Below are 24719 nucleotides of genomic sequence, written 5' to 3'. Positions count from 1 at the left end.
GACGCTTGCTTCGCAAGCTCCTCAGGACGAGGGGATAGAGCGTAACCCGTGCGTCACCGCGTCGCTGCACATCGTCACATGACAAAATGATGATGTCACACGGCCTACATCGAATCTCTGTAAATCCTGAACCCGAAAGCATTTGGGGGAGAGCATGATCAAGAACTATCTCGAGCAGCTGCGGATCCAGCGCTGGGACGACCATCGCTACTATCACCACAGCCGCATCAATCAGGCCCTGCACTTCGTCAGTGCGCTGAGCTTCCTGTTCGCCTATGTCTGGCTGTTCATCGATCCCATGGTATCGGCGCTGGTCGGCTGGCTGGTCTCGATGACCTCGCGCCAGGCCGGTCATTTCTTCTTCGAGCCGCACGGCTACGACCAGATCAACCAGGCGACGCACGAGCACAAGGAAGAGATCAAGGTCGGTTACAATCTTCAGCGCAAGGTGGTGCTGATGTCGATCTGGGCGCTGTCGCCGCTGGTGCTCGTCGTCGATCCCACGCTGTTCGGGCTGTTCACGCCCTGGGCGGGCGCGACCGACTTCATGCGGCAGGTCGCCAAGATCTGGCTCGTGGTCGGCGGCGGTGGCCTCCTGTTCCGCACGGTGCACCTGTTCTTCATCCGCGACGTCGAGACCGGCCTCGTCTGGATGACGAAGATCCTGACCGATCCCTTCCACGATTTGATGCTCTACCGCAACGCGCCGCTGGCGCTGATGCGTGGTGAGCTGATGGATCCCGGCCTGCACCTCAACCCCGAGCACACGCTGGGCCTGATCGGCGAGCCCACGCTCGAAGAGCAGCACGCCTGAACGCGCCGTTCTCACCAAGTCCTCCGATGTCTGATGGTTGCGTCATGCCCGGGCTCGTCCCGCCTGCGCGGCCGAAGCCGCTTCGGCGAGGCGAAGGCCCGGGCATCCACGTGTTGGAGCTCTCGCGCAGAAGCGCGTGGATGGCCGGGCATAGGCGAGCGGAAGCGACGCCGTCCTTCGGACGGCTGCGCCCGGCAACGACGCCATCGGCGGAGTTGGCCTCAGCGCCCGAAGCGCTTGGCCAGCATCTCTTTCAGGATCTGCCGCTTGATGGTCTTGTTGGTGAGGACGCCATCGTGCCACCAGAAGCCGTCGGCCTTCATCTTCTCGGCCGCGCGGACGAAACGCTCGGCGACCTCGGCGAAGTCGGCATCGGTGTAGTTCAGGCTGAAGATCAGCCGGCCGGTGCCGACCCAGCTCAGGGACAGGCCTTCGGCGCGCAGGTAATATTGCAGCATCCAGTTGTAACGGGACGGCGTGGTGTATTTCACCGTCCAGATCGACGAGAAGTTTGCGAACCGCACCGGCAGGTCGGCCTCCGTCATCATCCGGTTGAGCTTTTCCGCGCGCTCATTCCAGGTCTCATCCAACCCTTCATAGACGGCACGGAAGTTCGGGCTGGCGAGCCGGCTCAGAAACTCGTCCATCGCCGTCATGACGTAGGGATGCGAGTTGAAGGTGCCGCGGGCGAAGCAGACGTCGGCGGGACGATCGTCGCGGAAGCGGCGCATCAGCTCGCGTCTGCCGCAGACCACGCCGACCGGCAGGCCGCCGGCGAGGCTCTTGCCGTAGGTCACCATGTCGGCGCGCACGCCGAAATAGTCCTGCGCGCCGCCGGCGGCGAGACGGAAGCCGACGAAGACCTCGTCGAAGACCAGCACGATGCCGCGCTCGGTGCAGACGTCGCGCAGCTTCTTGAGCCATTCGGTGTAGGCGGCGCGGTCGAAATTGCCGCCGCGGGAGGAATCAACCAGCGAGGAATCGCCGGGCGCGTTGCCATTCGGATGCAGCCCCTGCAGCGGATTGACCAGCACGCAGGCGATGTCCTTGCGCGTCCGCAGCACGTGCAGCGTCTTCTCCGACATCTCGGCGAGGGTGTAGGTCTCGTGCGCGATGATCGGATTGCCGACGCCGGGCTGCACGTCGCCCCACCAGCCATGGTAGGCGCCGGCGAAACGAACGAGATGGGTGCGCCGGGTGTGATAGCGCGCAAGCCGCACCGCCTGCATCACGGCTTCGGTGCCGGACATGTGGAAGGACACTTCGTCGAGGCCCGAGATCTGGCACAGCCGCGCCACGTTATCGAGGATGACGGGGTGGTAGGGGCCGAGCACCGGTCCAAGCGCGTGCGCGCGCTTCTCGGAGCCCTCGATGCATTCCTTGTAGAAGTCGTTGCCGAAGATGTTGACGCCGTAGGACCCCGTGAGGTCATAGGAGGTGTTGCCGTCGACATCCGTGACGGTGACGCCGCGCGAGGACTCCACGAAGGTCGAGGTGCCCAAATGCTCGCGAACGAGACGCGAGAACTGGAACGGCACGCGGTAGGTCTCGGTGAAGTGCAGGTCGGAGATCTTTTCCGCCGCTTCCTTCGTCATCGCGCGGCCCTTGGGGTAGCGCTCGGCGTAGAGTCGCGCGAGACGGAAGAAGCCGTCCTTGCGCAGGCCTGCGATGTTCGCCGGCGCGCCGTCGCAGGCGAAGTACGCATCGCCTTCGAATTCGTAGAACGGAAGCAGCCTGGCCACGCGGCGCGACATCTTGGAGTGCCCGGCGAGCGAGCGGTGCTTGGCACGGGACAATGCGATCCGCGCCTTGATCTTCGGGAAGGCGGCGGCAGCGGACGCTGCGGCGGCCACGGACAGAGAAAGAATCGGGAGTGTCGTTTCCATGACAACAAGCGCTAATACTGCGAGCTGACAGATTCATGACAGTCAAAGCCCTCATCGCCTCTTTCACCCAGCAGGAAGACCTCAACTTCCTGTTGACCAACCGCATCCCCCGCGCCGCGCTGACCCGCTTCATGGGCTGGTTCTCCAAGATCGAGAACCCGCTGGTGCGGGACGGCTCCATCGCGCTGTGGAAGCTGTTCTCCGATCTCGATCTGTCGGAGGCGCGCAAGACCCATTTCAGGAGTCTGCACGACTGCTTCACCCGGGAGCTCAAGCCCGGCCTGCGGCCCTTTGATCCGGACCCCTCGATTGTCGCCAGTCCGTCCGACGGCATCGTCGGCGCTCACGGCCGGATCGCCGACACCGAGCTGTTCCAGGTCAAGGGCGCGCCGTACTCGCTGCTCGATCTGCTCGGCGATTCCGTGCTGGTCGACCAGCACCGCAACGGCTCCTTCGTCACGCTGCGGCTGACCTCGAGCATGTATCATCGCTTCCATGCGCCCTTTGACGCACATATCGAGCGCGTCACGCTGATCCATGGCGACGTCTGGAACGTCAACCCGATCGCGCTGAAGCGGGTTGAGCGTCTCTTCTGCAAGAACGAACGCGCGGTGATCCGCACGCGTCTATCAACTGGCGAAGCCGTGACGCTGGTCCCGGTCGCCGCGATCCTGGTCGCAAGCATCCGTCTGCATTTCCTCGACATGGTGCTGAATGCGCAGACCAGGGGGCCGGTCAATTTTCCCTGCGACGTCAACGTGAGCAAGGGCGAGGAGCTCGGCTGGTTCGAGCACGGCTCGACCATCATCATCCTTGCGCCCGGCGATTTCACCTTCTGCGACGGCATCGCCGAAGGCACGCGCATTCGCGCGGGTCAAGCGTTGCTGAGAAAAAACTAGCCTTCAATCCGCCGCGTCGGCCGCCTATATCGTCGGTGGGGACGTTTCTACGACTACGGATTGGGTGATGGCACGGGCGCCGGTCATGGCGGCGGGTGGTATTGTGCTGCGGCGGGGGGCGCCGCCGCTGGTCGCCGTCGTGCGCCAGCGCAAGCGCAACGAATGGGTTTTGCCCAAGGGCAAGCTCGACGACGGCGAGACGCCGAAGCAAGCCGCGCATCGCGAGGTGCTGGAAGAGACCGGTCACGAGGTCGCCATCCACGAATTTTTGGGCACGCTCGTCTATCAGTCGGGCGGACGTTCCAAGGTCGTACATTTCTGGCGGATGGAGGCCGGGGACGGTCCGGTCCGCAAGCTGATGAACGACATCAAGGCAGTCGACTGGCTGACGCTGGAAGACGCGCTCGCGCGCCTGTCGCGCGAGTACGAGCGTGTGTTCCTGACCCAGGTTGGCCCGATCGCGCTTGCGGCGGCGGGGCTTGCATCGTCGTCCGCGCCCGAGCCGACGCTGGCAATCAAGGAGGTCGACGCAGCTTTGCAGACACTGACACCGGCTGAAGCGGCCTCGGTGGGCGAGTTGCGGCACGGTCTGTTGCAGAAGATGAAAGCCTGGCTGCGCGGCGAGGCGTGAGTTCTCTTCACCTCGCCCGCTTGCGGGGAGAGGTCGGAATTCAAGCACAGCTTGAATTCCGGGTGAGGGGGATTCTCCGCGAGTCTCTCTGTCACTATTTTCGCGGAGGCAGCCCCTCACCCCAACCCTCTCCCCGCAAGAGCGGGGCGAGGGAGCGCACGGACATCGTCGGCGCACTTTGCGTTCTATCGCCGCTCCTTCTCCTTTGGAGCTGGCGCTGGCCTTCGCGGCGCTGCGGGGCGTTGTGCGGCGGGGAGACGTTGCTGGAATCCGCCCGGGCGCTGCAGGCCCGGCTGTTGAGCAGCGGGCGGCTGGCCGGGCTGCATGCCGGTGCGCGGCAGTTGCGGCTGCGGAGCGGGCTGCGGTTGCGTTCCGGCCGGCTGCGGCGGCGCGACTCCGCCGGGCTGCGTCGGAATCTGTCCACCGCGTCGCGGCGGGGTTTGCGGGGTGCCGTCAGGCTGCGTGCCTTGACCGGCGCGCGGTGGGCCCGCCGGACGTCCCGCGCCTTGCTTCTGGCCTTGTTGCTGTTGACCTTGACCCGCGCGCGGCGTCCCCGGTTGCACCGCGCCGCCTTGACCCTGTCCTTGGCCCTGCCGCTGCGGCGGCTGGGCGCCTTGACGGCCTGGCGCGCCCGGCTGCTGCTGGCCTGGACGGTTGTTCTGACCGGGCTGACCGTTCGGCCGCTGCGGCTGTTGCGGCTGTTGCGGCTGTTGTCCTGGCGCCGTGTTCGGCCGCAATTGTTGCTGTTGCGGCGGCTGGAACGGCCGCGGAATGCGCGGGCTCGCGGTCGGATTGGCGCGCCGGAAGTCGCGCTGCTCGGTGACGATCTGCCGGCCCGTGGTCTGCGCCAGATGCACCTGGCTGACGAAGCCGCGGTCGCGCGCGATCTGCTGTGCGGGAATCGTGATCGGCACCGCGGCAAAGCGCATAACGCCGGCAGCGGCGGCGCCCGGCCGGATCGCAAAACCGCTCGCGCCTTGCGTCAGCGCGCCGAGCCGCGTCCCGCTCGTGCGGTCGTCGACGTCGATGTGTCCGACCCGGCCGTCGGCGTCGGGATAGAGCTTGATGTTTACGTTGTTGGCGTTGTTCGCGGCCGCGCCTTCCGGCACGTCGACGACGCCCGTGGTGCCGCGAATGCCGAGCGTCGCCGTCGGCGTCGTGATCTTCATGTCGCCGGTCTTTGCCACCGCCGCCGCGACGAAGGCGACGGTGCCCTTGCCGATGTCGAAAATGCCTGCGTTGTGCTTGCCGCCGTCTTCATAGACGTAAGTGTCGATGGTGATCTTCGTGCTTGCGGAGAGGTTGAACGTGGTCGCGTCGTCGAAGGTGATACCGAGCGAGGAGTTCGACGAAGTCTGCACGACGTCGTTGAGATAGATGTCGTCGCGCACCCGCAGCGGATAGGAATTTTTGTCGCGGATCACGGTCGCGATGCCCGTCACCGTCGCGACGTTGCCGATCGGGTCGACGGCGGCGGGCTGCGCCTCGGTCGCGGGAGCGGGTGAAGCCGATGGCGTCGGCGAGGGGGCGGGCGACGGCTGCGCTTGTGGTTGCGCCTGCGCAAGCTCGATCGCATCGAATGCGAACGCAACGCTCGCGCCGGCCGGCAACGCCAGCAGCACAAGCGCGAACAAGAAGCGGCGCCAGGCCACGATAAAAGTCACGAGGAGGTCCCGGTGAGAAACGCGAGGCGAGATCGACCGATATCATCCTGATGCAGGTGAACGGCGGATGAATGTCTATCGCACGGCGGCGGTGAACGTTCAAACGGTACGCGATGCTAGCTTGTGGCCAAGCCTGCCCACCGTCATGGCCGGGCTTGTCCCGGCCATCCACGCCTTGAAGCGCGGGACTAAGAACGTGGATGCCCGGGACAAGCCCGGGCATGACGAAGAATGCGGATGTGTTGGAGACGACACCTTTGGCTTCAGCTCACGCGCTTCCAGGTCTGGCCGCCGCAGAACATGCCGCCGAAGGCGCAGCCCTGCACGCGCATTGCATTCGGGCCCTTCATCGCGATCGTCGAGTCGTAGTTGCGGCCGGAATCGGGATCGTGGATGCGGCCGCTCCACTTCGCGCCGTCGGGCTTCATGTTGATCAGGATGCGCTCGTTGGTCTTCGCGGCGTAGCCGCAGAGATTGACGCCGCACTGTTCGACGCGAACATTGCCCTTGTTCTCTTCGGTGGCCCAGACGCCGATCGGCGTGTTGGCAACTGCGACAGGCGCGGCGGGCACCGGGGCCGGAGCAACCGCGACCGGCGCGGGCGCAGCAGCGGGAGCCGGAGCGGGAGCTGCAGCGGGCGCGGTCTGTGTCGTGGCGTCGTAGCCGGCGGACGGAGCAGCGGCAACTGTCGTGCTTGGTGCCGCGATAGCGGGCGCTGCCGGTGCGTTCGCCTGCACGGGGGCCTGCTGCACGGGCTGCTGCTGCACCGGAGCCGGCGCGGGCTGCGCGGTCGTGGCCGGAGCCGGAGCCGGCGTGGTGTCGATGTCATCGTCCTTCGAGCCCAAGCCCTTGAGGTTGATGTTGTTCAGCTTGATCGGCTTGTCCGAGAGGCCCGGCGCCACGATGGTCACGCAATTGAGCGAGGCGCAGTTGCGCGGCGTCTCGATGCGGATGTGCTGGCCTTCGATCTGGAACGAGATCGCATTGCCGGCATGCGCGGCGGCGGTGGACGCGAGGAAGAGGGCAGTGGCGGCGATGGTGAGCTTGTTCATGACAACCTCCGAAGAATGTGTGGGTCCCGATGGACTGAAGTCGCGGGTGGGTGAAGCGTGGTTCGACCCTACGCCGGGCTGGTCGGACGTTCTGTGATAGACGTCACAACGGCTCGCCGCGGATGGGTGACGCAGCGCACATTCAGCCGCGATTCCATCCGGGTAAGCTCGTCGCCACACAGAGGGAGGCGCCGATGATGCGGCTTGTGACTTCGCTTGGCACATTGATCGCGCTGATGGCGATTGCGCCCGCAGCCGAGGCCGGCTCCTACGCGTTCTCGATCGGCGGTCATCGATTCCAGGTCGAGTCGCCCAGGAATTGCCGATCGGCTTCCTGTGTCTCGGTTTCCTCCCATCGCAGCTTTCGGCCGAACGTCGATACGACACCGGCGCCGACGCCGGTGCTTCCGCCGCCGCAGCCGCTCTATCCCGTGGCTCCGGTCAGGCCGGCGCAAGCCATTGTGGTCGCGCCTCCACCGGCGCCGGCGGCTCCTGTCCTTGCCGCAACGACGTCGCAGCCAATTGTCCCGCCGCAGGCCGCAAGCTCCAATCCGCCACGGGTCGAGCTACCGCGGATGGATCCGCCGAAGATCGTCGCGCTCGATCTGCCGCGCATGGAGGCGCCGGTCGTCGCGCCTAGGCCGGAGCTCGAGCAGGCCGTGGCGAGCCCGGAGCGCGGTGACGATGAGCAGGCCTATTTGCCGCTCGGCGAATGGGAGAGCGCAGGCGCCAAGGGCACGGTCCGCATCGAACGCTGTGGACCGGCACTGTGCGGCTTCGCGCTGACTGAAGCGTCGACCAGGGGTGAGAGCGTGCTTGTCAACATGAAGCCGAAAACGCACGACGTCTGGACCGGCAACATCTACAGCCGCTCGAGCGGCAGCACCTATTATGCGAGGATGACGCTGAAGAACTCCGGCAAGCTTCACGTCGAAGCCTGCGCACTGGGCCACTTCTGGTGTTCCGGCAACAACTGGACGCGCGCCGAAGAGCGGCCGGAGAAGCTGATCACGACGTCGCGGCAATGGAGCGCGCGGTCGTAAGGGAAGCGTTCGGTACCTCCGGCTGAAGCCGCTAGATCATGCCGAGCACGATGGCGCCGACAAAGGCCATGGCGAGGTACGCGATGATAACGCTCAGTCTCCCGGCGAACGTCATGAGGTCGCTCCCGCTGTCGCGCCGCCTTGCGCGAGAGCGTCATGGTTAACAGAAAGTCTCTTTTCGAAAAAGTCAGCCTTGCTGTCACTCGTCACCGGCAGGCGCTCCTGCCGGCGCGGGCTGACATGGTTAAAGAATACTGAAATCAACACGTTGAAGAGTCTTTAAGTAAATTCACCGAACGTGCGTGCATGACGCGCGGAGTTCGTTTGTATCTCGTCGGCTCCATCGTCCTTGTTTCGTTAGCGGGTTGCGGCCGCGGCTTCTTTCAGGCCGAACGTGAACCGTGGCGGGCCGAGGCCGAAGCCGCATGCCTGAAATCAGGCGCGGTGAAAGAGGGGCCGGATCTCGTCCGCATCGACCCGATCTCCGGGCCGGGCATGTGCGGCGCCGAGTTTCCGCTCAAGGTCGCCGCCCTCGGCGAAGGCTCGAGCAGTTACGGCTTTGCCGACGAGGAATTGCGACCGCCCGGGAACGTCGGCAGCCAGCCGCGCTGGCCGGTGACGCAGCCGCGATCGAATTACCCGCAAAGCCAGAGCTATCCGCAACGCTCGAACTATCCCGAGAGCGCGGTGCGACAGCCGTCCGGCTATGGCGCGCCGTCCGGCCCGGTGTCGTTGAACGCACCCGGCGTGGCGCAGCAGGAAGACGAGATCGATCTGCCGCCCGAGGGCACCGATGCGGTGGGCGCGTCGCGCTACATGAATGCGCCGAGCTATCCGGCGCGGCCGGCGCCGTACTCGCAGGCGCCCGCGCAGCAACCGCCGCCGCGTCTTGGTCCGGCACGGGGCGATCCCGTCACCGCCGTAGGCCCCGTTGCGATCAAGCCGGTTGCGACGCTGGCCTGTCCGATCGTCTCCGAGCTCGACCGCTGGCTCGCCGACACCGTGCAGCCCTCGGCGATGCGCTGGTTCGGCACCCGCGTCGCGGAGATCAAGCAGATCTCCGCCTATTCTTGCCGCGGCATGAACGGCAATTCGCACGCCCATATTTCCGAGCACGCCTTCGGCAATGCGCTCGACATCGCCGCCTTCGTGCTCGCCGACGGCCGCCGCGTTACCGTGAAGGATGGCTGGCGTGGCATGCCGGAAGAGCAGGGCTTCCTGCGCGACGTGCAGTCGGGCGCGTGCGTGCATTTCACCACGGTGCTGGCGCCGGGCTCGAACGTCTATCATTACGATCACATCCACGTCGATCTGATGCGCCGCGCCAGCCGCCGACTGATCTGCCAGCCCGCCGCCGTCTCCGGCGAAGAGGTCGCCGCGCGGGCGGGCGGGCGCAATCCTTATGCGAATGCGCGCGATCCCTCCGTGACCGGCTCGCTGGGTACGCGCAAGAGCATGGCGCGAAAACACGAAGAGGACGAGTACGCCGACGATTGAGGCTTGCGCACGATGCGTAGCCTGGATGGAGCGAAGCGCAATCCAGGGACGGCGTTCCCGCATTCCGCTTCGCTCCATGCGGACTACGACCCCACGCCGGCCGGCCTCGCGCTGAGCCCTGCCTGTTCAGCGGACGCCGCGTCTTCGGCAGAGCGCATCTCGGACGCAAAAATTTGCGCACACGCAAATCTCGCCTAAGCCATTGAAGTCAGAAAGACAATTGTGCTGCCGCGGGCGTTTTCGGCAGTTGGCACAGTCGCTGCAATGAGGAGGCTGCCACGAAGCGGCGCTGCCGGCGCCGTGAGCCAGCGGATCCCGTCATGCAGATGCCTGTCACCCCTCCTTATTCGGATCTCGAACAGCGCGTGCTGTCGCGCATCACGGAGGAGCGCTGGCTTGAACTCGCGTCCGAGCTGATCCGCACCGGCCAGCCCCGTTCCGGCAATCCGCTGGATCCCGATTTGCCGCCCGCCGAAGAAGAGGCGATCTCGATGCTGGTCGCGGGCAAGCTCGAAGCGCTCGGCATGGAGGTCACCAAGCACAGCGCGCAGCCGCACCGGCCGAACGTGCTCGGCGTGCTGAAGGGACGGGACGGCGGCCCCTCGCTCATTCTCAACGACCATCTCGACACCTATCCGGCGGTCGAGCCCGAGAAATGGCACATGACGGATTTCGATCCGTTCAAGGCGACGCGCCACGGCGATCTGCTCTATGCGCGCGGCACGTCCGACACGCGCGGAAACCTCGCTGCATCCTTGCTCGCAGTGCAGGCCCTGACCGAAGCGGGTGTGAAGTTCGATGGCACCTTGATGTGCTGCTACACCGTCGATGAGGAGCGGAACGGCACCGAAGGCTCCATCTACATGCTGAACAAGGTCGGCCTGACCGCCGACTACGAGATCACCGCCGAGCCAACCGCCTGGGGCGACGTCAACACGGACTGGGGCATGAACCTGTCGGTGGCCAATTCCGGCCACTGCCTGATCGAGCTCACCGTTCACGGGATCAAGTCGCACATCTGGCGACCGGACATCAGCGTCAACGCCATCATGGAAGCGGCGAAGCTGTTGCCGAAACTGAAGGACATGGCGTTCACGCATGTCCCCAGCAAGTTCATGGGACACACGCCGCCCTGCTGCGCCGTGGTGCGTATTCGGTCCGGCCTGCCCGGCGAGATGCAGTTCTCGCCGGATGCCTGCACCATCACGCTCGCTGTGGTCGGCATCGTGCCCGGCATGACGCTATCGAGCGTGATTGGGGACATCGAGCGTCTCGGACGGGAGACTTTTGCGGGTGTGAACGACGTCAAGGTCGAGGTGCGCCAGGTGCCCGGCTCGCTGTTCGTCAACGCGACCGAACCGGTGCCGGTCGAGGAGGAGCCCTGCCGCTCGTTGCGGGCGGTTTACCGGCGTCTGATGGGCCGCGAGCCCGGGGTCAACCGCAAGAACGCCTTCAACGACACGATCCGCTTCCGCGAAGCCGGCATCAATGCGGTGACGTTCGGTCCCGGAGAAGACGGCTGGGCCGTGGACAACGAGAACATCTCGATCACCAAGTCGGTGATGGCGACGCGGATCTACGCGCTGACCATCATGCAGATCCTGGGAGTGCGGACATGAGCGTCGAGGCGACCCACATGACGATTCCAATCTCGCCGGATCGCACGCGACGCGGCAGCTTGCGGCTGCGGCTTCCGAAGGTCTCGCGATCGGTGCTGCTCTCGACGCTGACAGTCGCCGTGCTGCTGGCCGGCTGGGCCATCGTCACGGAGATGGGCTGGGCCAACGAGCTGTTCCTGCCGAAGCCGCAGGCGGTCTGGGCCGCGTTCGTCAAGACGATGACGAAGGGATATCAAGGCGCGACGCTGCTTCAGCATCTCGGCGCAAGCCTCTATCGTATCCTCACGGCTTTCACGCTGGCCTGCCTGATCGGCATCCCGCTCGGCGTCCTCATGGGCGTGTCGCGCAACGCACGCGCGCTGCTCAATCCGTTGATCGAGTTTTACCGGCCCCTGCCGCCGCTCGGCCTCTATACGCTGCTGGTGATGTGGCTCGGCATCGGTGAGAGCTCGAAGCTGTCGCTGCTGTTTCTTGCCGGTTTGCCGGGCATCGTCATCTCGACGATCCAGGCCGTCACCAGCGTGGACCCGGTCTATGTGCGCGCCGCCCAGTCGCTCGGCGCGACCCGGCGCCACCTGCTCTTCCACGTCTATTTGCCGGCGGCGGGACCGCTGATTCTCGCCGGCATGCGCATCTCGCTCGGATTCACCTACACCGTTCTCGTCGCCGCCGAAATCGTCGCGGCCTCCGCCGGCATCGGCTGGATGATCTGGGACGCCGCAAAATTCCTGCTCTCCGACGTCGTGATCATGGGGCTGATCGTGCTCGGTCTCACCGGCGTCGTGCTCGACCTCATGATGCGCGGCATCGCGAAACTGTTGATGCCGTGGGCCTGAATTCAATTCTAATCGTAGGGGAGACCTCCATGATGAAGAGACTGATTGCGACGCTCGCGGTTACCACGTTGGCGCTCACGGCCGCAGTCCGCGCCGAGGACAAGCCGGCGAAGGTGACCGTCGGCTATCTGAACCTCGTCAATGCCCAGCTGGTCACCAAGCATCTTGGCCTGCTCGCCAAGGAGATGCCGGGCGTCGACATTAAATACGTCAAGATCGGCGGCGGCGGCGACATGCTGCGCGCGATCGCCGGCAACGACGTCGATTTCGGCGGCCTCGGGAATCCGCCGACCGCGATCGGCGCGACGCGCGCCCTGCCGATCAAGGGCATCCTGGTGATCAACATGCTCGACTACGTCGAGTCACTGGTGGTTCGCACCGACAAGAACATCACCTCGCTCAAGGACCTCAAGGGCAAAACGGTGGCGGCGCCGTTCGGCTCCACGACACACTACCTCCTGCTCCAGGCGCTCAAGGACGAGGGTGTCGATCCCGCCTCGATGAAGATTCTGGACCTCGCGCCGTCGGACATCGCGGCGGCCTGGCTTCGCGGCGACATCGACGCGGCCTGGTTCTGGGAATCGAATCTCGGCAAGGCTGTGAAGAACGGCGGCAAGATCCTCGTCACCTCGGGCGAGATGGCCAAGCGCGGCTACCCGACCTGGGACATCGGCGTCGTCATGAACGCGTTCGCGGAAAAGTATCCGTCCTACGTCGACAAGTTCATCAAGGCCGAATGCGAAGGCATCGATTTCTGGCTGAAGAACCCGGAGAAGACGGCCGAGATCATCGCGGAAGAGCTTTCGCTTCCGATCGAGGACGCGCAGCGAATGATGAAGGGCACCGGGATGGTCCCCTGCAACAAGCAGCTCACGGAGGAGTATCTCGGCACATCCGCGAAAAAGGGCAAGTTCGTCGACACGCTGATCTCGACCGCCGATTTCCTGGTGAAGCAGGAGCGCCTGCCGAAGCTGCTGCCGCGCGCCGACTTCGAAGCCTTCATCCAGCCCGCATATCTGGAGAAGGTGATCGGCCGCTAGGGTCGGTGCCGGCGGGCTTGTCCCGCCGGCACATTGCCAATTCCCGCAAGCACGTGACCGACATGAATCTCGCACCTCGCCACCTCCGTGCCGCCTACCGCAGCGGGGAGCTCAAGCCGTCCGACGTCGCCGCGCATGTGTTGTCGCGCCTCGAGGATGCCGACCAGAGCGGCGTCTGGATCTCGACGGCAAATCCCGACGGCGTCATGGCAAAGGCCCGCGCGCTCGATGCGCGCATTGGCGAGATCGGCGAGCTGCCGCTCTATGGCCTCGTGTTCTCGGTCAAGGATTGTATCGATGTGGCCGGCGAGCAGACCACCTCGGCCTGCCCGGAATTCGCCTACACCGCGAAAGATACGAGCCCGGTCGTCGCCGACGCCATCGCCGCCGGCGCGATCTATCTCGGCAAAACCAATATGGACCAGTTCGCGACCGGCCTCGTCGGCGTGCGCTCGCCCTATGGCATCGCCCGCAACCCGCACAATCCGGACTACATCCCCGGCGGCTCCAGTTCGGGCGCCGCGGTGTCGGTCGCGACAGGCACCTCGTCCTTTGCGTTCGGCACCGATACCGGCGGATCGGGCAGGGTGCCGGCGTCCTATTGTGGCGTGACCGGCTTCAAGCCGGCGCCCGGCGCCTTCAGTCAGCGCGGCATGGTCTACGCCTGCCGCAGTTTTGATACCGTCTCGCTCTACACGCGCGATCCGCGCGATGGTCACGACGTCTATCGCGTGTTGGCGCGGCGCGATGCCGAGGATTGTTTTTCGCCGGTGGATTTCGCCGGATGGACGGAGCAGGCATCTCCGGCGCGGCCCCTCAACATCGCAACGCCGCGTCCGGATCAGCTCAGCTTCTTCGGCAATGCAGAGACGGAGGCGCTGTTCGGCGATGGGCTGCGCAAGCTGCGGCAGCTCGATCTGTCGGTCGCATCGGTCGATTTCGCGCCGTTCATTTCGGTCAACGATTTAATGTTTTTCGGACCTTTCCTCGCCGAGCGGGACGTCTCGGTCGGCGCATTCCTCGACGCCAACCCGGACGCGGGCGTGAAGATCGTCCGCGACCTCGTCATCGGCAGCCGGAAGTTCACGGCGGCCGACGCCTATCGTGCGCTCTACAAGGTCAAGGAGGTCCAGCGATCGCTGCGCGATTTCTGGCAAGATCACGATGCGCTGGTCGTGCCGACGGTCGGCACCGTGCTGAGCATCGATGACGTCGCGCGCGATCCGCTGACGGCCAATTTCAACAACGGCTATTACACCAATTACGCCAACCCGCTGGGCCTGGCCGCCATCGCCGTTCCGAACGCCGTCACCGCAGCCGGCGTGCCCTATGGCGTCACGTTCCTGGCACCGGCCGGCCGGGAGCGCCTGCTCACCGATCTGGCTTGCGCTTTCACGGAGGCTGCGGCCGAGCCAGAACATCTGCGCCGCGTTGCAATCTGAGCGGAGACCTCCTAGCCTTCGAGCCGTCACTCGAAGGGAGACCGATCGTGGAGCGCAGCGATGCGCATGAGGTGGCCGATCCAGCTGAGCCGCGCGCCGAACTGTCACGGCCCGGGACCGGACGTTATGTGCTGAAGGCGTTGGACAAGCCCGATCTGGAGCTGGTGATGCGAACCGGCAGGCTCGCGACCTACCAGAACCGCGAATATCTGCTGCGGGAGGGCGAGCCCGCAAACGGCGTCCACATCATCCTGAACGGGATCGTCGAAAGCACCCATGCCGGCACGCAGGGGCGCGAACTGATGCTGTCGACTTGGGAGGCAGGCGACTTCGTCGGCGCGCCCTATATCCTCGGCGATCATCGCCACAGCTGGTCGGCCCGCGCACTCGGGCGGGTCGAGGCACTGCATCTCGACCAGGACGCGGTGCGCCGGTTGATCGCGCAGTCGCCGTCGTTCGCCATCGCGCTGATCGAGTGCCTCGGCTTCAAGGGCGAGACCTATTCGATGCTGGCGCAGACGCTGGCGGGACAGAAGGCGGCGGAACGGTTGGTGCTGCTGCTGGTCAAGCTGTGCGAGAACGCAGCCCAGGACGAGAGCGGCCCGATCTCGCTCGGCCGCATCACGCAGGCCAATCTCGCGCGCATGATCGGCGCGACGCGCCAGTCGATCAGCCTGATCCTCAGCCGCCTCCAGGACGACGGCATCATCTGGACCGGCCCGACCAAGATGGTCGTCAACGATCTCGCCGCGCTCCGCAAGCAGGTGACCGACTAGGCGTGTACTCATACGATACCAGGCCGGCGCAATCGGCTAGATCGGCCCCAGGCTTTTGCTCGGCACTTGCGACATTGCTGCATCAATGGCGGTTTGCAACTCTGCCAACAAGCAAGGCTTTGTCACAACTGGAGTGCCCCTGAATGCATCCGGCACTCCCGACGATCCGTATCCGCTCACGAAGAAAAACGGCTTGCCTCGTCCCGCAAGTGCCGAGGCGATTGGCTCGATGGTGTCGCCGCCGAGATTGATGTCCAGGATCGCGAGATCGAACTCAGCATCCGTCGCTAGAACGGCACCTTTGGCGACGTTACCCGCTTCCGCAACAACTGAATGACCCGCCTCTTCAATCATCTCAACCAACATCATTCGGATGAGGGCTTCATCTTCGATGAGGAGAACTGAAGCAGACACGGATATCGCCGTTTCTCAGGCGGGACCCGTCTGCTGCGAGACCGCGTTCAGGAGCTGAGAAACAGCCGAAACGACTTGCGCAGGCGCAAATGGTTTCTGAAGCAGAATGCTGTTTGGTACACCGAGTACCGGCCACTTATCGGCCGCGCCGCCTGTCATGTAAACCACGGGAAAGTGCGGGTCGATCTCACGGGCGGCTCTCGCGACTTCCCAGCCGTCAAGGCGACCCAGCAGATTGACGTCGGTGACGAGAGCTCGGTAGGGCTGACCACCCTTCAGAAGCGTGACGGCTTCCTCGCCCGTTTTCACGGTCGCGATTTGAAAGCCTCCCTCCGAGAGAGCCTCTTCGACGATAAGTTGGATCGTATCCTCGTCTTCGATCAACAGAATGGATGGAAGTTCCGTGGTGTTCACATCTTCCCCCTGCTTCACCCGCAACGTTACAAAGTGCACACAAGGGTCTTTGTTCCATTCACGGAACGCGAAAAGCGAACCAATTCAAGCGACACCCGGCACTCAGACTAGTACGTGCCATTCCGCCTGCGGCACCAATTTCTCTTCGAAATTTAATGCAGGAACATTCCTGACATTGCCAAGTTTTCCCGATACCCTTCCCCAAGGGTGACCCCAATGGCCCCAGCTCAATGCCCCCCAAGCCCCCCGCGAGCTGGGGCCTATTTTTCCCTGCACTTGAGCTGATGCCGGGAAGAACAGCCACTTCTTAAGTTGAGGATTATTCGCGACCACGCCTCGACGACGTGTTGCCGACACACGGAGGACCTCAGCTGGCCTAGCCCCGAGTTGAGGTCCTTTTATCAGGCTCGTGCACTGTTATACCGAACTCGGAACGAATATTCGGCCCTTGAATCATTCCAAGTCAGCTAAGTGTCGGATGCCCCATCGTGTGGCGCTTCAACCAGCAGCTCACTGAGTGCACGCCCTAGCGCCGGGCGCCGTAGCAAATCATTTTCACGCCGACTTGGACGGTGCCGGGACCAGGCCCATGCACAGCTGCACCTCGGCCGGGACATTGTAGGTCCGCATGATGTGGCGGCTGTCGCGCAGGCCGGTCGCCTCACGCTGCACCACGAACATCCAGAGTGCGTGGCCGGCTTCTAGCACCAGCTTGCGCCTGGCCGGCTGCATCGCGGCCGGCACCTCGGGGAGGGCATGGGCGGCGTCGAACTCGCGCAAGCGCGCGAGCGCCTGTTCGAGCGTGCGGCCCATCCGTCCGAGCGCGGAGGCCTGTTCCTGGACAATTTCGTAATGGAGAATATCGACCGGCGGGCGAAGATCACGGGACATGAGCCCCAATATAGGACCGACGGAACGGCGTGCAACGCGTGCCGTTACTTCGCCCGATACGCCGCCAGGAACATCCGCGTCGCGCTGTCGACGACTTCGCTCATGCGCTCTTCCGACGGTGCGGGTGCAGCCTGGAAGACGAAGGGCAGGAACAGCGAGGCCTTGCACAGTTCCATGAATTGCGACGCCGCCAAATCGCAATCGTCGATCGCGAGATCGCCGGTGGCGACCTGGGCCTTGAGATAGTCGGAGAGGCGGTTGATGGACTTGTCCAGCACCCGCGCATAGTAGCGGCGGCCGAGATCGGGCATGCGCTCGGCGATCGCCATCACGGTGCGGATCGCCGATCCGCCGCCGGGCCGGCACAGCAGACGGTTGTAGGCCCGGCCGAAATCCTTCAGCGTGGTTTCAACATCGCGTGCCGGATCGAAATTGAACGCGACCTGCCCGTGCTGGAGCGCCTCCTGCTCGAGGATGGCTTCGAACAGCGCGCATTTGTCCGCGAAGTAGACGTAAAGCGTCCCCTTCGAGACCTGCGCCGCGCGGGCGATCTCGCCCATGCTGGCACCGTCAAACCCGAGATCCATGAACACCTTGCGGGCTCCGTCCAGGATCTGGCGGCGTTTGGAGCTGTCCTCCTCCTGGATGACGTGCAGATGTTCGCGGCCGGCTACAACCATTGGTTCAGGGTCTCGGCAAGTTTTTGCATCGGTCCAGGATCATGAAACCGAAATAAAGGATTCGGGCCAGTAGGGTCCAACCGGGAATATTATCTATATTGACCGAACCGTTCGGTCAATGATATTTGGGATAGGCGAGAGGGAACCGGCCGTACGGCGGTTGTCCCTCTTCGCGCTTTTTTTTGGGGAGGCCTTCATGGCCGTAGTGAGAGACCAGGCTGCGCGCGTCCTTCGCCCGGACGCCGTGGAGACGCCGGCGCCCGCGGGTGGTGACGCTGCCACCGAGACGTCTGTGGCTCTCGCCGAGCAGTTGCGCTCTCATGTGGCTGAGGAAACCAAGCGCCGCCCCAGCGAGGCGCCGGAGACGCCCGTGACCGACAAGCCGGCCGCAGCCCCAGACGCGCCCGCCGCCGCCGGCGCGCCGAAGTCCGGCAAGCGCAAATTCGTGATGATGGGAGTAGGGCTGCTTCTGGCGCTCGCGGCCGCGAGCTATGCCGGCTATTACACGCTGGTCGGCCGCTTCTACGTCGCGACCGACGACGCCTATGTCCGCGCCAACAACACCATGCTGGGCGCGCGCGTTGCCGGCCACGTCTCCTCGATCCTCGCCGGCGACAACACGACGGTGCGCGCCGGCGACATCGTCTTCCGTATCGACGACGGCGACTACAAGATCGCGGTCGACGCCGCCGCGACCAGGATCGCGACCCAGCAGGCCACCATCGATCGCATCGGCCGCCAGGTCGCGGCGCTCGACAGCCAGGTCGCACAGGCCAAGGCGCAGCTCGTCTCCGCCGAAGCCGGCCTCAAGCGCGCCGACCTCGATTATGAGCGCCAGCAGGCGCTGAGCAACAAGGGGTTTGCCTCGCGCGCCACCTTCGAGAGCTCCGAAGCCGGACGCGACCAGGGCGCCGCCGCGGTCAAGGCTGCGCAGGCCGCCTACGATGTCGCGCTCAGCAATGTCGACGTCGCCAAGGCGCAGCAGGCCGAAGCGCAGGCGCAGCTCGCCGAGCTCAAGACCACGCTGGCCAAGGCCGAGCGTGATCTCGCCTTCACCGCGGTGCGCGCGCCGGTCGACGGCACGTTCTCGAACCGCCTCGTCAGTGCCGGCGATTTCGTCGCGGTGGGCCAGCGGCTCGGCAACGTGGTGCCGCTCGATAACGTCTATATCGACGCCAATTTCAAGGAGACCCAGCTCAAGCGCATCCGCCCCGGCCAGCCGGTGACGATCAAGGTCGACGCCTACGGCATGCGCAAGTTCTCCGGCGTCGTCGACAGCATCGCGGCGGGCTCGGGCTCGGTATTCACGCTGCTGCCGCCTGACAACGCCACCGGCAACTTCACCAAGATCGTGCAGCGCGTGCCGGTCCGCATCCGCGTGCCGAAGTCGGTCGCGAAGCAAAACCTGCTCCGAGCCGGGATGTCGGTCACTGCGACGGTCGACACTAACAAGGGCGCGACCGACGCCGACAGCGAGGTCGATCTCGACGACGCCACCATGATCCATCCCCAGTAGGATTGCTGGCGATGGCGCTTGGCAGCACTCCAGCCCCGAACGACGCTGCGCTCCCTCTCCCGCCTGCGGGAGAGGGTTGGGGAGAGGGTGTCTCCGCAACGGGACAATCCCCAAGCGGAGAGAGCCCTCACCCGGCGCTCCGCGCCGACCTCTCCCGCAAGCGGGAGAGGTGCACCAACCCCGCGGCTTGCAGCGATCAGAGCTGACACCATGGCGAACGCCACGACCGCTTCACCTGCCATGATGGCGGACCCCGCTTCGGAGCGCATCGCGCCGAAGCGGCTGTTCGCTTTCATCATCATGGTGTTCGGGATGTTCATGTCGATCCTGGACATCCAGATCGTCTCGGCATCCCTGAGTGAAATCCAGGCCGGCCTGTCGGCAAGCTCCAGCGAGGTCTCCTGGGTCCAGACCGCCTATCTGATCGCCGAAGTGATCGCGATTCCGCTGTCGGGATTTCTGTCGCGCGCCTTCGGCACGCGGCTATTGTTCGCGATCTCGGCGGCCGGCTTTACCGCATCGAGCCTGCTCTGCGGCTTCGCCACCACCATCGAGGAGATGATCCTCTGGCGCGCGCTGCAAGGTTTTCTCGGCGCCGGCATGATCCCGACGGTGTTCGCCTCGGCCTATACCGTTTTCCCACGCACCAAATTCCATATCGTCGGTCCCATCATCGGGCTCGTCGCGACGCTGGCGCCGACCATCGGACCGACCGTCGGCGGCTACATCACCGACCTGATGTCCTGGAATTGGCTGTTCTTCATCAACATCGTGCCCGGCATCGGTATCACCATCGGCGTGCTGGCGCTGGTCGATTTCGACGAGCCGCATTTCGAATTGCTCGATCGTTTCGACTGGTGGGGGCTGCTGTTCATGGCCGGCTTCCTGGGCACGCTGGAATACGTGCTGGAGGAGGGCCCGCAATATGAATGGATGCAGGACCCCTCGGTCGCGATCTGCGCCTGGATCTGCGGCATCTCGGCGATCGCCTTCTTCTGGCGCGTCTTCACCGCGGCCGAGCCGATCGTCAATCTACGCACTTTTTCCAACCGCAATTTCGCGATCGGCTGCGTCCTTCAGTTCTGCATCGGCATCGGCCTCTACGGCCTGACCTACATCTATCCGCGCTATCTCGCCGAAGTGCGCGGCTATAGCGCGCTGATGATCGGCGAGACCATGTTCGTCTCGGGAATCACCATGTTCCTGGTCGCGCCGGTGGTCGGCCGCCTCATGGCAAAGTACGACATGCGCTACATGATCGCGTTCGGGCTCGTCGTGTTCGCGCTCGGCTCCTACCAGATGACCTGGATCACGCGCGACTACGATTTCTACGAGCTGTTGATTCCGCAGATCCTGCGCGGCATCGGCATGATGTTCGCGATGGTGCCGACCAACAACATCGCGCTCGGTACGCTTGCGCCGGACCGGGTGAAGAACGCCTCGGGCCTCTTCAACCTGATGCGCAATCTCGGTGGCGCCGTTGGTCTCGCCGTCATCAACACCGTGCTCAACGACCGCACCGACCTGCACATCACGCGCCTGCAGGAGCGCGTGACCTGGGGCAACGCGACCGCGACCGAAACCCTGACCATGTTCATGCAGAAGTTTCAGGGGCTTGGCGATTCCACGCTGATGGCGATGAAGCAGCTCAGCCAACTCGTGCATCGTCAGGCCGTGGTGATGGGCTTCGGCGATGCCTTCTTCATCCTGACGCTGTTCTATCTCGGCCTCACCCTGCTCGTCACATTGTTGAAGAGGCCAGCCTCGCCGTTCGGCGCCAGCGGCGACGCGCATTAAGCCAGCCACTCATTCGGTGTCATCGCCCGCGAAGGCAGGCGATCCAGTATTCCGAGAAGGCTGTGATGGAGCCGAGGCGCCGCGGCGTACTGGATGCCCGCCTTCGCGGGCATGACGGTGGAGATTGAGCCGGCGGCGACGCGGGCCAAGGCACCTCGCACCAATTTGCAACACTCGTGCGTGATCTCGCGCGAGCCCCGTTGCAAATCACCAATGACACATCTATAAAGCGCAGCTCATTCCATCGAACCGGGAGGATTTGCATGATTTCGTCGCATTCGCAGATCGCACGCCCGCGCTCGATGATGTTCTGGCTCGGTATGTGCTCGGCCTCCTAGAGGCCTCTTCCGCCAGCTTCGATTGGGCTTTCAGTCCCGATCGCTTCGCTTCCCAGATCAAAGCCAACTTTAAGTGACGCCGTCTCGGCCCTCGCGGCCGGCCTGCGTCCATCAATGGAGCCGGCCCGCGCCATAAGCGGCCGGATGATGCCATGACCGCTCTGTCAAAACGGCCCGCGGCGATACGCGTGGTGCTGCCATTCGTGTTCCGGCACTGGCTGAAGCAGCCGGGGCGTACCCTCATCGTCGCCGGCGGCTTGCTGGGTGCGACCATCGCCGACCTGTTCATGCCGGTCTTCTCCGGCCATCTGGTCGACGCCCTGACCCGCGGCCCGTCCGATCCCGCCGCACGGCACGCGGCGCTGATGGCCCTGGGCGGTATCGTGGCGCTGGGCGCGGCGTCCGTGGTGCTGCGGCTGACCGGCCTCCAGGCCATCGTGCCGTTCTCGCTGAAGATCATGTCCGAGGTCGCGCAGGAAGCCTTCATGCGCGTGCAACGCTTCTCGACCGACTGGCACGCCAACTCCTTCGCGGGATCCACGGTGCGCAAGGTCACCCGCGGCATGTGGGCGCTCGACCTGTTGAACGACACCATCTTGATGGCGCTGGCGCCGTCGCTGCTGGTGCTGATCGGTTCGATGATCCTGCTCGGCCTGCACTGGGCCTCGCTTGGCGCGGTGATCGCGCTGGGCGCGCTGGCCTATGTCACGATGACGGTGCTGTTCTCGATGCGCTACATCGCGCCGGCCGCGCGAATCTCCAATGCCTGGGACACCAAGGTCGGCGGCACGCTTGCGGATGCGCTGACCTGCAACGCGGTGGTGAAGTCCTTCGGCGCGGAGGCGCGCGAGGATGCGCGGCTTGCCCGGGTCGTCAACCGCTGGCGCGTGCGCGTGCGGCGGACGTGGCTGCGCTACAACTACACCAATCTGGCGCAGCTCTCGGTGCTGCTGGCCCTGCGCGCCTCCGTGATCGGCGGCGCCGTGCTGCTGTGGATGTCGGGGCGGGCCTCGCCCGGCGACGTCACCTATGTGCTGACGAGCTACTATGTCATCCATGCCTATTTGCGCGACGTCGGAATGCACATCAACAACCTGCAGCGTTCGGTCAACGACATGGAAGAGCTGGTGGCGATCCACGACGAGCCGATTGGGATTGCGGACGCGCTGGACGCGCGGCCGATCGCGATCCAGCGCGGCGAGCTCGTGTTCGACGACGTCACGTTCCACTATGGCGGCCATCACGCGCCGCTCTATGACGGACTGTCGGTCACGATCCGCGCCGGTGAACGAGTCGGTCTCGTCGGCCGCTCCGGCTCCGGCAAGACCACCTTCGTCAAGCTGGTGCAGCGGCTCTACGACGTTACCGGCGGCCGCGTTCTGATCGATGGGCAGGACATCGCCAAGGCCACGCAGCATTCGCTGCGCAGCCAGATCGCGATCGTGCAGCAGGACCCGATCCTGTTTCACCGCTCGCTCGCCGAGAACATCGCCTATGGCCGGCCCGGCGCCAGCCTGGAGGCGATCGAGCAGGCGGCACGGCTGGCCAACGCGCACGACTTCATCGTGCGGCTGCCCAAGGGCTACGGCACGCTGGTCGGCGAGCGCGGCGTCAAGCTCTCCGGCGGCGAGCGGCAGCGTGTGGCGCTGGCGCGCGCCTTCCTCGCCGATGCGCCGGTGCTGATCCTGGACGAAGCGACCTCGAGCCTCGATTCGGAATCCGAGGCGCTGATCCAGCAGGCGATGGAGCGGCTGATGCGAGGCCGGACCTCGATCGTGATCGCGCATCGGCTGTCGACGGTGAAGAGCCTCGATCGCATCCTGGTGTTCGACCGCGGCGAGATCGTCGAGCAAGGCACGCATGCCAGGCTCGCGTCCAAACCTGGCGGCATCTATCGCGGCCTGTTCGAGCGCCAGGTGGTGGAGCTCGGACAGATCGCAGCAGCGGAATGAGTGGTGCGCGGTCGGTGGGACGAAAGTTCCGCCGTCGCGCCGCCAGAGGATGGAATGACATGAAGGACCTGACACGCGGCTCCATCGTGAGCCACATCCTGAGCATGGCGCCCCCGATCGTGGTTGGCATGATCACGATCATGATCTGCCAGCTGGTCGACCTGTACTTTGTGTCGGGACTGGGCGATGCGGCAATCGCGGGCGTCGCCGCGGCCGGCAATGCCGGCTTTCTCGTCAATGCGCTGATGCAGGTGCTCGGCGTCGGCACGGTGGCGCTGATGGCGCACGCCGTGGGGCGCAAGGATCGCGGCGACGCCAACCTCGTCTTCAACCAGTCGGTCCTCCTATCGGTGCTGTTCGGGCTCCTGACCCTGGTCGCGGGCTTCGCATTGTCGCGTCCGTATATGCGCGCGGTCGCGGCCGATGAGGCCACGGTCGAAGCCGGCGCGGTTTATCTGCTCTGGTTCATGCCGGCTTTGGCGCTGCAGTTTGCGTCGCAGGTCATGGCGTCTGCGTTGCGGGCGACGGGCATCGTGCGACCGAGCATGGTGGTTCAAGCGCTTGCAGTGGCCATCAACATCGCGCTGGCGCCGGTCTTGATCTCGGGTTGGGGCACCGGGCACGCGCTCGGTGTTGCCGGAGCGGGCCTCGCAAGCTCGATTGCCGTCTTCATCGGTGTGCTTATGCTGCTGGTGTATTTCCTGAAACTGGAACGCTATGTCGCCTTTAATCCCGCGCAATGGCGGCCGCAGCTTCGAGAGTGGAGGAGGATCCTCAATGTCGGCCTGCCTGCAGGCGGTGAGTTCGCGATGGTCTTCATCATCATGGCCGTGGGCTATTACGTGCTGAGCGTTTTCGGCTCGGCGGCACAGGCCGGATTTGGCATCGGGACGCGTCTCCTCGGCCTGATGCAGATGCCGGCGCTTGCCATCGCCCTTGCCGCAGGGCCGATCGCCGGCCAGAATTTCGGCGCCGGCAATGGAGCGCGCGTGAGGGAGACCTTTGTCAAGGCGGCGCTTGTCGCGACCGCCGTGATGATTGTTTTCTTGATCCCGGCGCAGCTCGTGCCTGGTCTATTGCTTACCGGCTTCTCGAAGGATCAGGAGACGATGGCGGTTGCGTCGCTTTTTCTGCGCATCGTCTCGCTCAACATGGTGGCGCAGGGGCTGATCTTCACCTGCTCCAGCCTGTTTCAGGGGCTCGGCAACACCAAGCCGGTGTTGTTGACCTCGGCAACGCGGGTCCTCACCTATTCCCTGCCGTCGATCTGGCTCTCGACGTGGCCGGGCTTCCGGATGGAGCATGTCTGGTACCTGTCGATCGCGACGACCACGCTGCAGGCCGCCCTGAGCTTGTGGCTGTTGCGCCGCGAGTTCAGAAAGCGCCTTTCGCTGCCGGCACAGGAGAAGGTTGCGGGGTCAGAAAGTCCCGAGACGATAGCGCCTCTCGCCCGCGAGCCTGCGTAGCGACAGATTGAGCAGCGCCCGCGCTTGTCCCCGCCCCACCGCTCCGGCAAAC

The 24719-nt window shown here is 64.8% G+C and carries 21 protein-coding genes; 14 read left to right on the top strand and 7 right to left on the bottom strand.

The features are described 5' to 3' along the window. The first annotated feature begins 154 nt into the window (after nt 1-154). Nucleotides 155-814, top strand: a complete 660-nt coding sequence (locus tag BRA471DRAFT_RS28350) for a hypothetical protein (RefSeq protein WP_007613626.1) — start codon at nt 155-157, stop codon at nt 812-814. A gap of 221 nt (nt 815-1035) precedes the next feature. On the opposite strand, the gene BRA471DRAFT_RS28340 is transcribed toward BRA471DRAFT_RS28350, so the two are convergent. Continuing rightward, nucleotides 1036-2700, bottom strand: coding sequence for an aminotransferase class III-fold pyridoxal phosphate-dependent enzyme (locus BRA471DRAFT_RS28340; protein WP_007613625.1), 1665 nt, complete (start codon nt 2698-2700; stop codon nt 1036-1038). Between the two features lie 35 nt (nt 2701-2735). Between BRA471DRAFT_RS28340 and asd the strand changes: the two genes are divergently transcribed. Both asd and BRA471DRAFT_RS28330 read left to right on the top strand, forming a co-directional pair. Continuing rightward, nucleotides 2736-3599 (top strand): archaetidylserine decarboxylase, encoded by an 864-nt coding sequence (asd, locus tag BRA471DRAFT_RS28335; RefSeq protein WP_007613624.1) that lies wholly within the window; start codon nt 2736-2738, stop codon nt 3597-3599. A 67-nt stretch (nt 3600-3666) separates the two neighbouring features. Continuing rightward, nucleotides 3667-4230, top strand: a complete 564-nt coding sequence (locus BRA471DRAFT_RS28330) for an NUDIX hydrolase (protein WP_007613623.1) — start codon at nt 3667-3669, stop codon at nt 4228-4230. A 185-nt stretch (nt 4231-4415) separates the two neighbouring features. Here the strand turns inward: BRA471DRAFT_RS28330 and BRA471DRAFT_RS28325 are convergent, their stop codons facing one another. Together BRA471DRAFT_RS28325 and BRA471DRAFT_RS28320 are read right to left on the bottom strand one after the other, a co-directional pair. Next, nucleotides 4416-5885: a FecR domain-containing protein gene (locus tag BRA471DRAFT_RS28325; RefSeq protein ID WP_035975200.1), complete on the bottom strand. Its 1470-nt coding sequence runs from the start codon at nt 5883-5885 to the stop codon at nt 4416-4418. Nucleotides 5886-6157: 272 nt separating this feature from the next. Next, nucleotides 6158-6946: a DUF2147 domain-containing protein gene (locus tag BRA471DRAFT_RS28320; protein ID WP_007613621.1), complete on the bottom strand. Its 789-nt coding sequence runs from the start codon at nt 6944-6946 to the stop codon at nt 6158-6160. Between the two features lie 194 nt (nt 6947-7140). Between BRA471DRAFT_RS28320 and BRA471DRAFT_RS28315 the strand changes: the two genes are divergently transcribed. The 7 genes from BRA471DRAFT_RS28315 to BRA471DRAFT_RS28285 all read left to right on the top strand — a co-directional run bounded on the left by BRA471DRAFT_RS28315 (nt 7141) and on the right by BRA471DRAFT_RS28285 (nt 15199). Further along, a complete protein-coding gene (locus BRA471DRAFT_RS28315; protein ID WP_007613620.1) occupies nt 7141-7989 on the top strand; it encodes a DUF2147 domain-containing protein in 849 nt (282 codons plus the stop codon). Between the two features lie 306 nt (nt 7990-8295). Continuing rightward, nucleotides 8296-9486, top strand: a complete 1191-nt coding sequence (locus tag BRA471DRAFT_RS28310) for an extensin family protein (RefSeq protein ID WP_007613618.1) — start codon at nt 8296-8298, stop codon at nt 9484-9486. Nucleotides 9487-9806: 320 nt separating this feature from the next. Continuing rightward, the gene (locus BRA471DRAFT_RS28305) at nt 9807-11105 is read left to right on the top strand and encodes a M20 family metallopeptidase (RefSeq protein ID WP_007613604.1); all 1299 of its coding nucleotides are present in this window, start codon (nt 9807-9809) and stop codon (nt 11103-11105) included. After that, nucleotides 11102-11941 (top strand): ABC transporter permease, encoded by an 840-nt coding sequence (locus tag BRA471DRAFT_RS28300; protein ID WP_007613602.1) that lies wholly within the window; start codon nt 11102-11104, stop codon nt 11939-11941. The genes BRA471DRAFT_RS28305 and BRA471DRAFT_RS28300 overlap by 4 nt, the downstream gene beginning before the upstream one ends. A 29-nt stretch (nt 11942-11970) precedes the next feature. Further along, on the top strand, nt 11971-12981 hold the full coding sequence (locus tag BRA471DRAFT_RS28295) for an ABC transporter substrate-binding protein (protein ID WP_007613596.1): 1011 nt from the start codon (nt 11971-11973) through the stop codon (nt 12979-12981). Between the two features lie 62 nt (nt 12982-13043). Continuing rightward, complete coding sequence (locus BRA471DRAFT_RS28290; protein ID WP_035975194.1) at nt 13044-14423, top strand: amidase family protein; 1380 nt, start codon at nt 13044-13046, stop codon at nt 14421-14423. A 47-nt stretch (nt 14424-14470) separates the two neighbouring features. Beyond that, on the top strand, nt 14471-15199 hold the full coding sequence (locus tag BRA471DRAFT_RS28285) for a Crp/Fnr family transcriptional regulator (RefSeq protein ID WP_007613593.1): 729 nt from the start codon (nt 14471-14473) through the stop codon (nt 15197-15199). 36 nt (nt 15200-15235) lie between these two features. On the opposite strand, the gene BRA471DRAFT_RS28280 is transcribed toward BRA471DRAFT_RS28285, so the two are convergent. The 4 genes from BRA471DRAFT_RS28280 to BRA471DRAFT_RS28265 form a co-directional block, all read right to left on the bottom strand. Continuing rightward, entirely contained in the window at nt 15236-15613 is a 378-nt protein-coding gene (locus BRA471DRAFT_RS28280; protein ID WP_007613591.1) for a response regulator, read from the bottom strand. Between the two features lie 15 nt (nt 15614-15628). Next, the gene (locus BRA471DRAFT_RS28275) at nt 15629-16027 is read right to left on the bottom strand and encodes a response regulator (RefSeq protein WP_007613589.1); all 399 of its coding nucleotides are present in this window, start codon (nt 16025-16027) and stop codon (nt 15629-15631) included. A gap of 555 nt (nt 16028-16582) precedes the next feature. Then, nucleotides 16583-16918, bottom strand: a complete 336-nt coding sequence (locus BRA471DRAFT_RS28270; protein WP_007613587.1) for a DUF6665 family protein — start codon at nt 16916-16918, stop codon at nt 16583-16585. Nucleotides 16919-16962: 44 nt separating this feature from the next. Then, on the bottom strand, nt 16963-17598 hold the full coding sequence (locus BRA471DRAFT_RS28265) for a TetR/AcrR family transcriptional regulator (protein ID WP_007613585.1): 636 nt from the start codon (nt 17596-17598) through the stop codon (nt 16963-16965). A 196-nt stretch (nt 17599-17794) separates the two neighbouring features. Here BRA471DRAFT_RS28265 and BRA471DRAFT_RS28260 point away from each other — a divergent pair, with 196 nt between their 5' ends. From BRA471DRAFT_RS28260 to BRA471DRAFT_RS28245, 4 genes are all read left to right on the top strand, one after another. Continuing rightward, the gene (locus BRA471DRAFT_RS28260) at nt 17795-19114 is read left to right on the top strand and encodes an HlyD family secretion protein (RefSeq protein WP_007613584.1); all 1320 of its coding nucleotides are present in this window, start codon (nt 17795-17797) and stop codon (nt 19112-19114) included. A gap of 210 nt (nt 19115-19324) precedes the next feature. Next, a complete protein-coding gene (locus tag BRA471DRAFT_RS28255; protein WP_007613582.1) occupies nt 19325-20911 on the top strand; it encodes a DHA2 family efflux MFS transporter permease subunit in 1587 nt (528 codons plus the stop codon). 490 nt (nt 20912-21401) lie between these two features. Further along, nucleotides 21402-23201 (top strand): ABC transporter ATP-binding protein, encoded by a 1800-nt coding sequence (locus BRA471DRAFT_RS28250; protein WP_007613580.1) that lies wholly within the window; start codon nt 21402-21404, stop codon nt 23199-23201. Between the two features lie 59 nt (nt 23202-23260). Further along, a complete protein-coding gene (locus tag BRA471DRAFT_RS28245; protein ID WP_007613578.1) occupies nt 23261-24667 on the top strand; it encodes an MATE family efflux transporter in 1407 nt (468 codons plus the stop codon). The last annotated feature ends 52 nt before the right edge of the window (nt 24668-24719 follow it).

Source organism: Bradyrhizobium sp. WSM471 (assembly GCF_000244915.1).
Classification (GTDB): Bacteria; Pseudomonadota; Alphaproteobacteria; order Rhizobiales; family Xanthobacteraceae; genus Bradyrhizobium.
This window is presented reverse-complemented; position numbering and strand designations above follow the sequence as displayed.